Source organism: Lentzea sp. HUAS12 (genome assembly GCF_024125735.1).
GTDB lineage: Bacteria > Actinomycetota > Actinomycetes > Mycobacteriales > Pseudonocardiaceae > Lentzea > Lentzea albida.
Window position 1 is genome coordinate 6,248,877 of record NZ_CP099738.1, and the last position, 13,227, is coordinate 6,262,103.

Genomic DNA, 13,227 nt, shown 5'->3' on the forward strand with positions numbered 1-13,227 from the left:
GTGCTTCATGTCGAACGTGGTGGGAACGGGCCGTTGCTGGTGCTGCTGCACGGGCTGGGCGCGACCGGTGAGGTGTGGCGGGACGTCGTCGGCGACTGGGAGGGCAGCTGGCTCGTGCCCGACCTGCCCGGTCACGGCCGCAGCGCCGCGATCGACCGCTACTCGTTCGGCTCGCTCGCCGCGGAGGTCGCGAAGGTCGTCCCGCCGGAGCCCGTCACGGTCGTAGGGCACTCGCTGGGCGGGGTCGTCGGGCTGGCGCTGGCGAGCGGCTGGTTCGGCGTCGAGGTGACCACGTGCGTCGGCGTCGGCATCAAGGTGCGGTGGACCGACGAGGAGCTGGAGAAGGCCGCGGCACTGGCCGGCAAACCGCAGAAGGTCTTCGCCACCAGGGAGGAGGCGGAGGAACGGGCCTCGAAGATGGCCGGGGTGCCGCTGCGGCACGGTGTGTCCGAAGTGGACGGCGGGTGGGCGCCGTCGCTCGACATGAGGGCCTTCGGCGTGGGCCGGCCGGACATGGCCGGGCTGGTCATGGCCTCGCAGGCCCACGTCGTGCTGGCGGCGGGCGAGAACGACCCGATGAGCCCCCAGGAGCACCTGAAGGAGCTGGTGCCCGAACCGGTGGTGATCCCCGGCGCGGGCCACAACGTGCACGTCGAGTCGCCCTCGTCCCTGCGGCCACTGCTCGCCAGGGCCTAGGCCACGACGAGCCCGCCGTCGACGTTCAGCACGGCGCCGTTGACGAAGCCCGCCTTGTCGGAGGCCACGAACAGCACGGCCTCCGCGACCTCCTCGGCCGTGCCGTGCCGGCCGACCGGGACGACCTCGACGAAGCTCTCGAACACCTCGCCGACCTGCGTCACGGCCGCCTCGGTGCGGATCGGGCCGGGTGCGACGGAGTTGACGCGGACGCCCGAACCGCCGAACTCGAGGGCCCACGACCTGGTCAGGCCGTCCATCGCGGACTTCGAGGCGTGGTAGACGGACCCGACCGGCGAGCCGAGCTGGCTCGCCACGGACGAGACGTTGACGATCGCGCCCCTGCCCTTCGCGACCATGGCGGGCGCGAGGGCCGCGGTGAGGAAGTAGGTGCCGCGGACGTTGACGTCGAACACCTTGTCGTAGGTCTCGACGGACTGCTCGGGGGTCGGCGAGAACGGGAAGATGCCCGCGTTGTTCACGAGGACGTCGACGTCGCCGACCTCCTGCACCAGCTTGCGGACGTCGTCGAGGTCGCCGACGTCCGCGACGACGAAGTGGCCGGTGCCGCCCGCCTGCTCGATGAGCTCGACAGTCTCCTTGCCGAGCTCGGCGCGGCGGCCGGTGACGTAGACGGTGGCGCCCTCCTCGGCGAGGCGGACCGCGATCGCGCGGCCGATGCCCGAGGTGGCTCCGGTGACGAGTGCCTTCTTGTCCTGGAATTCCTTGGTCGACATGTCTCCGAACTTGCCGACGGCACATCGTCGCGCCATAAATTGCGGATGAATCAGCTGGTCAGCGCGGGTGTGCGGAGCGAGTAGTAGATGCGGACGTACGACGGGATGCGGTAGCGGCCGAGCTCCAGCGGTTCGATCAGGTGCACGTCGGCGAGGGCTTCCATCAGCAGCTCGATGGCCGCGACGTCACCGCCGGACATCGCCGCGGCCTCGCACACGTCGACCTCCTCGGCGCCCTGCCGGGTGAAGCACTCCAGCAGGTGCCGCTGGTCGCCGGTCAGCTGCCGGTCGGCCTTGTCCATGGGCGCGAGCACCGCCTGGCAGTCCGACGGCACCGCCTCGCCGAGCGCGGTCTCCCGCTCCATCTGCCGCAGCAGCATCGCGACGGTGAAGCGCGGGCGGCTGCTGAGCTTGCCGCCGAGCACGCGGATCGGGTTCGGCAGGTGCGAGACGCGGTCGAGGACCCTCGTCACCAGCTCCGGCTCGGCCGCGAGCCGCGCAGGGTCCGCGACCTTGGCGAAGAACTCGCGGGCCTCCGGCACGGCGAGCCCGGCGACGACCAGCCACGTCACGCCCGGCAGCTCGTTCCAGCGGCGCACGCTGGTGAGGATCATGGCCGAACCGGGCACGTGCAGGTCCTTCACGGAGGCGGGGTCCTGCAGGTCGTCGACGACGACCAGGAACCGCTTGCCGCGCGCCTTCTCCCGCCACAACGCGGCCCTGTCCCCCGCCGGGTTCTCCACCCCGACCGCGCGCAACAGCTCGCTCGCGACGTCGTGGCCCTGTACGAAGATCTGCCCGTCGGGGAACCGATCCCCGGCGAGGTGCCCGATGCGCACGGCCAGCGCGGTCTTGCCGCTGCCGTGCATGCCCGCGATGCCGACCGTGCGCGGCAGGGTCTCGAGCGCCCGCGCGATCTCCTCGGCGCGGCCGGTGAAGTCGTCGATGTCGGGCGGCAGCTGCTCGGGCCGTCGCTGGACGGTGAGCTCGCCCCTCAGGATCTGCGCGTGCACCTCACGCAGGTCGGGGCCGGGTTCGAGGCCCAGTTCGTCGTTCAGCAGAGCCCGCGCCTGGTGGAACTGCTCCAACGCCTCGGCCTGCCTGCCCTCGCGGTAGAGCGCGCGCATCAGCAGCGCACGCGGGCGTTCCCGGTGCGGGAAGGCGGCGACGTGCTTCTGCAGTTCGAGGACGTCCATCTCGCGTTCGAGCAGGGCCTCCCGGCACTGGAGCCGCTCGTTGGCGACCCGCACGCGCTGCGCCTCGAAGTAGGTGCTGGTCATCCCCACGAACGGCTCGTCGCGGCAGTCGTCGAAGAGCTCGGCGCGCAGGGTGTAGCCGCCGTCCTTCGACCTCAGGTCCAGCTCCGGCATCAGCTTGCGGAGCTTGTAGGTGTACGTCCGCAACGCCATGACCGCGCTCGGCGTGGGGTCGTCCCACACCATGCCGATCAGCTGGTCGTTGCTCAGGCGGATGCCGTTGTTCAGCAGCAACGCCGCCAGGACCGCGCGCTGCTGGCGCGGGCCCAGGTCGATCTCCTCGTCGTCGCGCCAGGCTCGTACCGGACCCATCAGTGAGAAGCGCAGGCTCATGCAACGTGTCAACGCTCGGGCACATTCCCGGCATGCCCGACCGAAACTAGTACTATGAGCGTAGGGTCCTGGCCCACGGAGGTTGTATGAGTGATCGCGTCACCCTGCCGACGGCGCTCGCCAGGAGAGCCAACAAGGTGCTGCGCCCCAGGGACGCGGCTGACGTGTACACCCACCCCCGCAGCGAGTTCGAGCGATTGCTCGACCAGGCGGTGCTTTGGCGCATCAGCACCGGCTACTACGCGCTCGCACCGATGGAACGGCTCGGTGACCCGCGATGGAGGCCGGACCTGGCGGCAATCGCGTTGGGAGTGGCCCAGGCCGACTACGGCAGGGACGCCGCCGCGCTGATGAGCGTCACCGCGGCACGTCGTCACGGCGCTCTGCCACGCGCCGTCGCCACCGCGGTCGTGGCCGTCCCCAAACAGCGGCCGGTCCTGCACACCGCCGTGGGCGACGTGGTCTTCGTGAAGCGGGACGTGCGACGCCTCGACCTCGAACGCACGGAAACCGAACTCACGACCGGCTGGATGACGACGCCGGAGCAGACAGCCCTCGATGTCGCCGCACGTCCGGAGCTCGGCGGCCTGGAGCGTGCCGCCGCCGAGTCGGTCCTTCGGGCTCTCGCTCGCAAGATCGACTGGGCGGTCACCGAGGAGCTCGCACGGGACCAGCACCGGCCGGGGGCACTGGCCAGGCTGAAGGAGGCGGCGGATGCTTGATCACGAGGAGCTCGCCGCGGTCGCCGACCTGTTCGGCGTCGCGGAGGAGCAGGTCAGACGCGATCACCTGATCAGCCACGTGTTGGCGTGCCTGCCGCGAGTAGCACCCGACGTCCTCTTCGTCGGTGGAACGGCACTGGCCAGAACACACCTCGCGGACCCGGCCGCAGGAGGACGCCTGTCGGAGGACATCGACCTCTGGGCGCCGGACCGCCGAGCCGTCGCGGACGCACTCGACGAAGGCCTTCCAGGGCTCCTGCGCCGCGAGTTTCCCAGGACCTCCTGGGATCCGCCGTTGCGGTCCGCGAGGTCCGCGGTCGAGCCCGGGGTTCTCGTGACGACGTCCGATCTCCGCGTCCGGGTCCAGCTCCTCGATCACGAGGAGTGGGCTCTGTGGCCGAGCGAAGCGGTTCGGATCGAGACCAGGTACAGCGACATCACCTCGGACGTCGTGCTCAGAGTGCCGACACTGCCGGCGTTCGCAGCGATGAAGACCCTCGCCTGGGCGGACCGGCATGCGGCCAGGGATCTGTACGACCTCGCCCGCCTCGCCGAACTGGGCGCGTTGACGTCCGAGGCAGCAGGCCTGGTCCGCGACACGACGGGAGCCTCGGTGCAGAAGTACGACTTCGCCTCCTTGCCGTCCGGGCTGGACTGGCACTCGCAACTGGCACACCAGACGGGGGAGGTACCCGCAGCGCAGTGGTGTCTCGGTGTGGTCCGAGAGGCCTACGGGAAGGCGCTCGGCTGGTAGGACTGGACCACGCGGATCACGCCCGGCTTCGCCGCCACGACCGTGCTGGTCCGGACGTCCGCCACCCGGTCGGCGCGCTCGCCGTGGCCGTGACGCCGTCCGAATTGGACCGGAACGTGCCGGCCCGGGACGGCCACTCCTTCAGGTCCTGTCGCCCGGACGGCAGTCGAAGAACGCGCGAGCGGTGGGTAGCCTTGATCGAATGACGGACGGCACCTTCGAAGCGTTTCGGAAGGCCGAGGCGTTGATGGCGCAGCGCAGGCCTCTCGACGCGCTGCGCGAACTGAGGCCGGTGCTGGACGAGGCCGGCGAGGCGCCGTCCGTGCAGCTGCTGGCCGGCCGGGCCTATCTCGGGTCCGCGCAGCTCAACCGGGCCGAAGAGGCGTTCCGCAAGGTCCTCGACCTCGACCCGAGCGACCACTACGCCCGGTTCGCGCTCGGCAAGACGCTGCAACGGCAGGGGCGCCTCCCCGAGGCGCTCGCCCAGCTCCGGATGGCGGTCGCGATGCACCCGTCACCGGAGTACCAGGAGGCGCTCGGAGAGGTCAAAGCCCGGCTGGCCCTGGGGAACTAGCGGAACAGCCCGTCTCCCCAGAACCCGCCCTCCCGCACGCCCGGCGGCACCGCGAAGTGCCCGGACCCGGTGTGCTCCACGTACTCCATCATGTCGTCCTTTGTGGACAACGCCTGCTGCATCGGCACGAACTGCGTGCGGGTGTCGCGGTTGAACGCCACGAAGAACAGTCCCGCGTCGAGGTGGCCGAGGCCGTCCGAGCCGTCGGTGAAGTTGTAGCCGCGGCGCAGGATCCTGGCGCCGTTCAACGACTCCGGCGACGCGAGCCGGATGTGCGCGATCTCGCCGATCAACGGGACACCGCCCGCGCCCTTGACGTGCAGGTCGGGCTCGTCGAACTCCTTGGTCTGCCCGAGCGGCGCGCCCTCGCCCTTGGTGCGGCCGACGATCTGCTCCTGCTCGACCAGCGACGTGCGGTCCCAGATCTCGATGTGCATCCGGATGCGGCGCGTGACCAGGTACGTGCCGCCGACGAGCCAGTCCGGGCCGTCCTCCCGCGAGACCCAGACGTGGTCGCGCAGGTGGTCGGTGTCCTCGGCCTTGATGTTGCGGGTGCCGTCCTTGAACCCGAACATGTTGCGCGGCGTCGCCTGGTCGCGCGTGGTCGAGGAGGTGCGGCCGAAGCCGAGCTGCGACCAGCGGACCGCGACCTTGCCGAACCCGATGCGCACCAGGTTGCGGACGGCGTGCACGGCGACCTGCGGGTCGTTCGCGCAGGCCTGGATGCAGATGTCGCCGTTGCTGCGCGCGGGGTCCAGGTCGTCCTTCGGGAACCGCGGCAGGTCGATCAACCGCTCCGGTCGCTTCGACGCGAGCCCGAACCTGTCGTCGAACAGCGACGGGCCGAAGCCGATCGTGATCGTCAGCGCGGACGCGGGCAGGTCGAGCGCCTCGCCGGTGTCCTTGGGCGGCGCCTCCGCGTTGCCGCCGACCGCGCCGTTCTCCGCGGCCTCCTGGCCTGCCGTCATCCGTTCCGCGGCGACGGTCCACTGCTTGAGCAGGTCCACCAGCTCGTCGCGGCTCTTCGTCTTCACGTCCAGCGCGACGAAGTGCATGTGGTCCTGCGCGGGTGTGGTGATGCCGGCCTGGACGTCCCCGCGGAACGGGACCTTGGCCGCCGCGACGTTCTCGACGGCCGTCGACTCGCGCGAGGCGAACGCACCGGCGGCGGCACCCGCGCCCGCGAGCGCCACACCGGCGCCCGCGAACCCGAGCAGCCTGCGCCTGGGCAGCCCCGTCACTTGGCCGACACCACTTCCGCGACCTTGCTGACCGGCTCGCCCAGCGCGTCGACGGCCTCGGCGAGCGCCTTGACCTCGTCCTGCGAGAGCTCGGTGTAGAGCTTGAAGCCGTCGCCCTTGCGCTGCTTCTCCAGGGCCTCGTCGAGCGCCTTGAACTTCTCGTCCAAAGTGGACACGAGCGCCTTGTCCTTCTGCTCCACCACGGGGCGCAGCGCGGCGATCGCGGCCTGCGAGCCGTCGACGTTGGCGCGGAAGTCCCACAGGTCGGTGTGCGAGTAGCGGTCCTCCTCACCGGTGATCTTGCCGGTGGCGACCTCGTCGAGCAGCTCCTTGGCGCCGTTGGCGAGCTGCACGGGCGTCAGCTCGACGGCCTTGGCCTTGGTGACGATCTCCTTGACGTTCGTCAGCAGGTCGTCGGCGATCTTGTCGGAGTCGGCCTGCAACCCGGAGGACCACAGGTCCTTCTCGAGCCGGTGGTAGCCGGTGAACGCCATGCCCTCCTCGATGACGTCCTCGCGGCCGTCGATCTTGGGGTCGAGGTCGCCGAAGCTCTCCGCGACGGGCTCGATGCGCTCCCAGTAGACCCGCGAGACGGGGAAGAGCGCCTTGGCCTCGTCGACCTTCTTGGCCTTGACGGCGTTGACGAACTCCTCGGTCTTCACGAGCAGCTGGTCGGCCTGCGAGGTGACGTAGCGCTGGTAGTTCTTGGTCGCCTCGGCCAGCAACGCGTTGCCGTCGGTCGACTTCTTGGCGTCACCGGTGACCGTGAAGTCGCCCCGGATGCCGTCGCCCTTCATGCCGGGCTTGCACGCGGTCTGGAACTTGCCGGACTCCGTGACCTCGACGATCAGCTTGCGGCTCAGCCCCGGCCCGATGTTCTCGACCTCGCCGAGGATCCGGTCGCCCTCGGCGTAGAGGTAGAACTCGGTGACCTTGGTGCCCTTGTTCGTCACCTCGAACGTGACGTTGCCGGTGTTCGCCTCGGTCTTCGCGACCTTGCACGCGTCGTCGCTCGCCTCGACGGCGATGTCGCCGCTCGCGCCGGACGTGCCGCCGTTGCTGCTGCACGCCGCCAGCACCGCGAGAGAACTCAGGATGACTGCTGCCTTGCGCACGGTTGCTCCAGTGATCAGTTGGCCACGGCGGCGCGACGGCGCGGCCGGATGAGGAACAGGGACAGGACCACCACCACGTAGGCGACCCACGCGATGGCCTGCAGCACGGAGGTCCGCTGCGAGTAGTTGAAGAAGCCCTTGAGCAGCGCCCCGTACCAGGAGTCCTCCGGCAGGGTGTCGCTGATGTCGAACGCCAGCGTGTTCAGACCGGGCAGGATCGCGGCCTCCTGCAGGTCGTGGATGCCGTAGCTGAGGACGCCGGCGGCCACGAACACGAGCAGCACACCCGTGACCGTGAAGAACTTTCCAAGATCGAACCGGATCGCGCCCTGGTACAGAAGTGCGGCAATCACCACAGCAACCCCGATGCCACCCAGGAACCCGATCAACGGCTGCGCCGTTCCGCCACCGGCGGCCTGCACGCTGGAATAGAAGAAGACCGCCGTCTCGAGCCCTTCCCGTCCGACGGACAAAAGGGACACGACAATGATCGCAAGAGGTCCGATTTCGAGCGCTTCGTCCAATTTTCCGCGCAGCTCGGCCGCAATGGTCTTGGCCGCCTTGCGCATCCAGAAGATCATTCCCGTGACGAACGCGACCGCGATGATCGACATCGTCCCGCCGAACGCTTCTTGCTGCTCGAACGTCATGCCGGCGGTACTGAAGGTGATGATCGCGCCGGCCGTCACGGACAGTGCCACCGCGGTCGCGACACCGACCCACACCCACTTGAGCGCGTACCTTCTGTCCGTTTTCACGAGAAACGCGATCAGGATGCTCACCACGAGCGCGGCTTCCAGCCCCTCGCGCAGCCCGATGAGCCCATTGGCCAACAGCATCCCGACGCCTCCGAAAATTAGGTCGCCCTATTTAAGGTAAGCCTCACCTGAATGTCCAGACGCCATCAGTGCCGGTTGCGTCACGCTCCAGCCCGCCGCGAGCCCCGGGAAGCACGTAGCCTGGGTGCCGTGGTCCCGCCGTCGTCACTCCAGGAACCCGCCCGCCGCAACCGCACAGGCAACATCGCCGGCCGCATCGTCTTGGTGCTGCTGCTCCTCGTCGTGGTCGCCGCGGGCGCCTGGGGCCTGGGTGCCCTGAACCGCAGGGAAGCCGCCCCGCTGGGCCCGCCGCCGTTCCTGGTCCCCATCCAGGAGGTCGAGCCGGGCGCCGCCGCCCCGGGCAGCGCCGCGTCCCCCGGCACCACCGAGACCGCAAACCCGCTCTCCGACTGGGCGACCCGCGTCGCGTCGAAGACCGACATCCCGGCCCGCGCCCTGCACGCCTACGCATCAGCCGACCTGACGATGCAGCGCGAGGCCCCGGCCTGCCGCATCAGCTGGGCCACCCTCGCGGGCATCGGCAGGATCGAGTCGCACCACGGCAACATCAACGGCGCCCGCCTCCAGGAGAACGGCATGCCGTCCCGCCCGATCATCGGCATCCCGCTGGACGGCGGCCCCGGCGTCAAGGCCATCCACGACACCGACGGCGGCCGCCTCGACGGCGACACCACGTGGGACCGGGCCGTGGGCCCGATGCAGTTCATCCCGGGCACCTGGAACCGCTGGGCGAAGCGCGCGGCGGGCGACGGCCTCCCCGCGGACCCGCAGAACATCGACGACGCGGCGCTCACCGCCGCCCGGTACCTGTGCGGGGGCGGGGCGCGCGACCTCGGCACCGGGTCGGGGTGGTGGGCGGCCGTGCTCGCGTACAACAACTCCGTGGAGTACGGGCAGAACGTGTTCAGCGGGGCGGACGCCTACGCACGGGCGAGCGCGCAGCAGTAGACGGGAAGAAGAGGACCGGGACCAGGCGGAAGAAGGCCCCGGCCCTCGACCTCACTCCCCTGCCGAGGACGAGCCGGACGCGTCCGGCACCTCAGCGGGGACGACGGGAATCTGCGTTTCGCCACCAGGTCCGGGTTCCGACCGGTCGCACGGGGGCTCGGCAGGCGTCGTCACCGGCACAACCGGGTCCTCGGCCCGCGGCGTCGAAGGCGGCACCTCAACCGACGGAGGCGGCGTCACCACAGGCGTCTCCACCAAGGGCGGCGGCGAACTCTCCACTGTGGACACCACAACTGACGTGGTCGTCACCACCGGCGTCTCCGGTTCGGAAGCCGCCGGCACCGACTCCTCCGGCGCAGAAGGCTCGTTCCGTTCCACCGCAGCGGGTTTCGTCGAACTCACCCGCACGGTCTCGGTCACGGTCGCGCCGCCGACCACCCGCGTCTGGGTGGCCATCCGCGCGGCCCGCACCTCCCGCGCCGCTCCCTCCGCCACCACGGTCTCGGTGACGGTGGCCAGCGAGACGCCGGTCTCGAAGGGCTCGGTCCACCACGACGCGGTGGGCCGGACGGAGGACGGCGGTGCGGCCAGCGGCTTCTCGGCCGCGCCTCCGGTGAAGGCGATCAGCGCGAACATGCCGCCCAGCGCCAAGAACGGCACCACGACCACGGCTCCGAAGCACCCGCGGCCACTGCGCGGCTCTTCACGGTGACTCATCTCCTGCACACCCCCGAACGGTGAGGACTGTCCTTTGTGGCTTCCACTTGGTTGATCGTCCACAAAGAACAGTCCGTCACAGTTCTTTAGTCACACGATGGGGTGTTCACTTCAGGGGCGGCAACTCCGGAGCGTGAGCGGCAGGCGTCTCGGACAGGGTCTCCAGCGCCAGGGACACGGCCTTCTCCAGCTGCGGGTCACGGCCTGCCACGCGGTCGGCGGGCGACATGACGACCTCGATGTCCGGGTCGACGCCGTAGTTCTCGACGTCCCAGCCGTGGCCCTTGAAGTACGACGCGTACCTCGGCTGGGTGACCATCGTGCCGTCGACGAGCGAGAACATCATGTCGATGCCGATCACGCCGCCCCATGTGCGCATGCCCACGACCGGGCCGATGCCGAGCTCCTTGATCGCCACGTTGACGATGTCGCCGTCGGACCCGGCGAACTCGTCGGCGACGGCGACCACCGGGCCGCGCGGCGCGTCCTGCGGGTACGACTCGGAGGCCGTGTAGCCGCGGGCGACCGACCAGCCGATGACCTTGCGGCCCAGCTTCTCGATCACCAGCTGGGAGGTGTGGCCGCCGCCGTTCTCGCGGACGTCCAGCACCAGGGCCTCGCGTGCCAGCTCAACGCGCAGGTCGCGGTGCAGCTGGGCCCAGCCGGCGCCCATCATGTCCGGGACGTGCAGGTAGCCCACGCGTCCGCCGGAGGCCTCGTGCGTGAACGCACGGCGGTTCGCGACCCAATCGTGGTAGCGCAGAGGCTCCTCATCGGCCAGAGGCACCACCACGACCCGACGCAGCTTCCCACCACCAGCGGGACGCACGGTCAGTTCCACGGGCTTGCCCGCGGTGCCCACGAGCAACGCGCCGGGGCCGGCGTCACCCACCGGACGGCCGTCCACGGCCACGATGGCATCACCCGCGCGCACGGCCACACCGGGCGCGCACAGCGGCGAACGGGCGTGCGGGTCGGACGACTCGCCCGGGATCACGCGCTTGATGACCCAGGAGTCACCGTCACGTGCCAGGTCGGCACCCAGGAGGCCCTGGCGGCGGGACGCGGGCACGTGCGGGGACGAGCCCCACACGTAGGCGTGCGAGGTGCCCAGTTCGCCCTGCACCTCCCACAGCAGGTCGACCAGGTCGTCGTGGCTGCCCACCTCGGCCACCAGCGGCCGGTAGCGGTCCAGCTCGCCCTGCCAGTCGACGCCGCCCATGTCGGTGCGCCAGAAGTGGTCGCGCATCAGGCGGCCGTTCTCGGCGTACATCTGCGCCCACTCCGCGGCGGGCTCGACCACGACCCGCACGCGCGCGAGGTCGATCTCCACGTACTCGGGCGAGTCGTCGTCGGTCTTGCTGTCGGACGGCACGACCCTCAGGTCGCCGCGGTCCTCGATGACGATGCGCTTGCCGTCGCCGGACACCGCGAACGCCTCCGCGCTGTCCGCCAGGCACTCGGTCTTGGCCTTCGCGAAGTCGAACCGCTCCAGCACCGTGCGCGGCGGGCGGGCGTCGGGCGAGGCCAGGTTGTCGCCCAGCACGCCGAGCAACGGCCGGCGCAGCCACAGCAGGCCACCGCGAGCCGCCTTCAGCGACACGTAGTCGGCGGCGGCGACGGGCACCGGCACCACGCGGTCGGCGAGGCCTTCGAGGTCGACCTTCGTGGTCGGCGTCTTCTCGTCCTCGTCGTCGGAGTCCTTGTCCTCGTCACCGACCGGGCGGCCACCCTGCATCGGCGCGAACGGCGACGGCGTGGTCGCGGCCAGCGGCACGAGGTGCGGGCGGCAGCCCGTCGGGAACGACAGGTCGAACACGTGCGCGTCGTAGACCGGGTCGAACGTCCTGATCGACAGGAACGCCAGGTGCTTGCCGTCCTCGGTGAACGTCGGCGCGAAGTCGGCGAACCGCAGCGGCGTCACGTCCACGACGGACAGATCCGCCGCGTTCACCATCTTGATGTGCCGCAACGGGCTCGGCCCCGGATGCGACCACGCGAGCCACGACGAGTCCGGGGAGAACGCGAGGTGCGTGACGTGCGCGTTCGCCCCGCGGACGACCTCGCGCACCTCACCGGAGGCCACGTCCACCAGCAGCAGCCGGCCGTCGTGCGTCGCGACGCCGACGCGCGAACCGTCGGGCGCGGCGACCAGCGACATCACGCGACCGAGCTGACCGGACGCGATCCGGCGCGCGGTGCTGCCCGGCTCGACGCCGCCGACGGGCGCGATCTCCAGCGCCTCCTCGCCCTCGACGTCGGTCACCCACACGACCTGCTCGGACTTGCCGAGCACCTTCGGCAGCCGCGCGCGGACGTCCGACCGGTCGGCCAGCACGCGCACCGGGCCGTCGCGGTGCGTCACCCAGTGCACCGTGCCGCGGACCTCGAGGGCCGACGCGCGGCCGCTGTGGTCGACGCTGAACGACTCGACGTTGCCGGAAGCCTTGACGTGGTGGGGTTGCAGGCCGGTGCGCGGCCCGCCGAGCTTGATGTCGAGCTTGCGCAGTTCGGACAGGCCGTCGAGCAGCCACAGCTCCCCGGCCTGGTGGAAGATCACCCGCGAACCGTCGGTGGAGGCGTTGCGGGCGTAGAACTCACCGGAGGTGTGGCGCTGGAGGTCGGTGCCGTCCGGCAGCACCGAGTACACGCTGCCGACGCCCTCGTGGTCGGACAGGAACGCGATCCGCCCGCCGACCCACATCGGGTTCGACAGCGACGACTTCAGGTCGCCCAGGATCCGGGTGAAGTCACCGGAGCCCTCGGTGTCGACCCACAGCTTGCCCGCGGTGCCACCGCGGTAGCGCTTCCAGTAGGCCGGGTCCTGCATGTAGCTCGACGACGTGACGACCTGGCCGTCCGGGCCGAACGAGACGTCGTTGACCCACCCGTACGGCAGCACCTCGGCGGGCCCGCCGTCCAGCGGCACGGCGTGCGCCTGCTTGCGGTGCCGGGACATCTGCCCGGTCGTCGACACGGCCAGCACTCGCCCGTCCGGCGTCCACCCGGACACGGCCGTGCGGACGACGCCCCAGTGCGTCAAACGGCGTGCGGGGCCACCGTCCACAGGGGCCACGCGCACTTCCGGAGCGCCGTCGATCCAGCTGGCCCAGGCCAGGTGCGTGCCGTCGGGCGAGAAACGGGGTGTGCGGGCCGGCACCTGATCAGCGGACGCGCGCCAGGCCCGTCCTCCGTCGACGGGCGCGAGCCACACGTCGTCCTCGGCCACGAAGGTCACCAAGTCACCGCGCAGATGCGGATACCGCAGGTAAGTCACGAGATCGACGTTAGCCCA

The 13,227-nt window shown here is 70.5% G+C and carries 13 protein-coding genes; 5 read left to right on the plus strand and 8 right to left on the minus strand.

Features of this window, described 5'->3' with window-relative positions; all coding sequences use genetic code 11:
- Positions 1-696, plus strand: coding sequence for an alpha/beta fold hydrolase (locus ND450_RS28480; RefSeq protein ID WP_253321621.1), 696 nt, complete (start codon positions 1-3; stop codon positions 694-696).
- Here ND450_RS28480 and ND450_RS28485 read toward each other — a convergent pair.
- Both ND450_RS28485 and ND450_RS28490 read right to left on the minus strand, forming a co-directional pair.
- The gene (locus ND450_RS28485; protein WP_253321622.1) at positions 693-1,433 is read right to left on the minus strand and encodes an SDR family NAD(P)-dependent oxidoreductase; all 741 of its coding nucleotides are present in this window, start codon (positions 1,431-1,433) and stop codon (positions 693-695) included. The two genes, ND450_RS28480 and ND450_RS28485, sit on opposite strands and share 4 nt — an antisense overlap.
- Before the next feature lie 50 nt (positions 1,434-1,483).
- Positions 1,484-3,001 (minus strand): AfsR/SARP family transcriptional regulator, encoded by a 1,518-nt coding sequence (locus ND450_RS28490; RefSeq protein ID WP_253321623.1) that lies wholly within the window; start codon positions 2,999-3,001, stop codon positions 1,484-1,486.
- A gap of 107 nt (positions 3,002-3,108) precedes the next feature.
- On the opposite strand from ND450_RS28490, the gene ND450_RS28495 reads away from it, so the two are divergent.
- Together ND450_RS28495 and ND450_RS28500 are read left to right on the plus strand one after the other, a co-directional pair.
- The gene (locus tag ND450_RS28495) at positions 3,109-3,744 is read left to right on the plus strand and encodes a type IV toxin-antitoxin system AbiEi family antitoxin (RefSeq protein WP_253321624.1); all 636 of its coding nucleotides are present in this window, start codon (positions 3,109-3,111) and stop codon (positions 3,742-3,744) included.
- Positions 3,737-4,498, plus strand: coding sequence for a nucleotidyl transferase AbiEii/AbiGii toxin family protein (locus tag ND450_RS28500; RefSeq protein WP_253321625.1), 762 nt, complete (start codon positions 3,737-3,739; stop codon positions 4,496-4,498). Before ND450_RS28495 ends, ND450_RS28500 begins: the two co-directional genes overlap by 8 nt.
- On the opposite strand, the gene ND450_RS28505 is transcribed toward ND450_RS28500, so the two are convergent.
- Positions 4,474-4,635, minus strand: a complete 162-nt coding sequence (locus ND450_RS28505; RefSeq protein ID WP_253321626.1) for a hypothetical protein — start codon at positions 4,633-4,635, stop codon at positions 4,474-4,476. The two genes, ND450_RS28500 and ND450_RS28505, sit on opposite strands and share 25 nt — an antisense overlap.
- A gap of 65 nt (positions 4,636-4,700) precedes the next feature.
- On the opposite strand from ND450_RS28505, the gene ND450_RS28510 reads away from it, so the two are divergent.
- Positions 4,701-5,072, plus strand: a complete 372-nt coding sequence (locus ND450_RS28510) for a tetratricopeptide repeat protein (protein ID WP_089909290.1) — start codon at positions 4,701-4,703, stop codon at positions 5,070-5,072.
- Here the strand turns inward: ND450_RS28510 and efeB are convergent.
- From efeB to efeU, 3 genes are read right to left on the minus strand one after another with little or no spacing between them, the layout of a single operon-like run.
- Positions 5,069-6,313, minus strand: a complete 1,245-nt coding sequence (efeB, locus tag ND450_RS28515; RefSeq protein ID WP_253321627.1) for an iron uptake transporter deferrochelatase/peroxidase subunit — start codon at positions 6,311-6,313, stop codon at positions 5,069-5,071. The genes ND450_RS28510 and efeB overlap by 4 nt on opposite strands.
- The gene (gene efeO, locus ND450_RS28520; protein ID WP_253321628.1) at positions 6,310-7,428 is read right to left on the minus strand and encodes an iron uptake system protein EfeO; all 1,119 of its coding nucleotides are present in this window, start codon (positions 7,426-7,428) and stop codon (positions 6,310-6,312) included. Before efeO ends, efeB begins: the two co-directional genes overlap by 4 nt.
- A 14-nt stretch (positions 7,429-7,442) precedes the next feature.
- Positions 7,443-8,267 carry an iron uptake transporter permease EfeU gene (gene efeU / locus ND450_RS28525; protein ID WP_253321629.1) on the minus strand — a complete coding sequence of 275 codons (825 nt, stop codon included), beginning with the start codon at positions 8,265-8,267 and terminating at the stop codon, positions 7,443-7,445.
- Between the two features lie 129 nt (positions 8,268-8,396).
- Between efeU and ND450_RS28530 the strand changes: the two genes are divergently transcribed.
- A complete protein-coding gene (locus ND450_RS28530; RefSeq protein WP_253321630.1) occupies positions 8,397-9,215 on the plus strand; it encodes a lytic murein transglycosylase in 819 nt (272 codons plus the stop codon).
- Between the two features lie 51 nt (positions 9,216-9,266).
- Here ND450_RS28530 and ND450_RS28535 read toward each other — a convergent pair whose 3' ends face one another.
- Positions 9,267-9,932, minus strand: coding sequence for a hypothetical protein (locus tag ND450_RS28535; protein ID WP_253321631.1), 666 nt, complete (start codon positions 9,930-9,932; stop codon positions 9,267-9,269).
- Between the two features lie 106 nt (positions 9,933-10,038).
- Positions 10,039-13,209 (minus strand): S41 family peptidase, encoded by a 3,171-nt coding sequence (locus ND450_RS28540; protein ID WP_253321632.1) that lies wholly within the window; start codon positions 13,207-13,209, stop codon positions 10,039-10,041.
- Between the last annotated feature and the right edge of the window lie 18 nt (positions 13,210-13,227).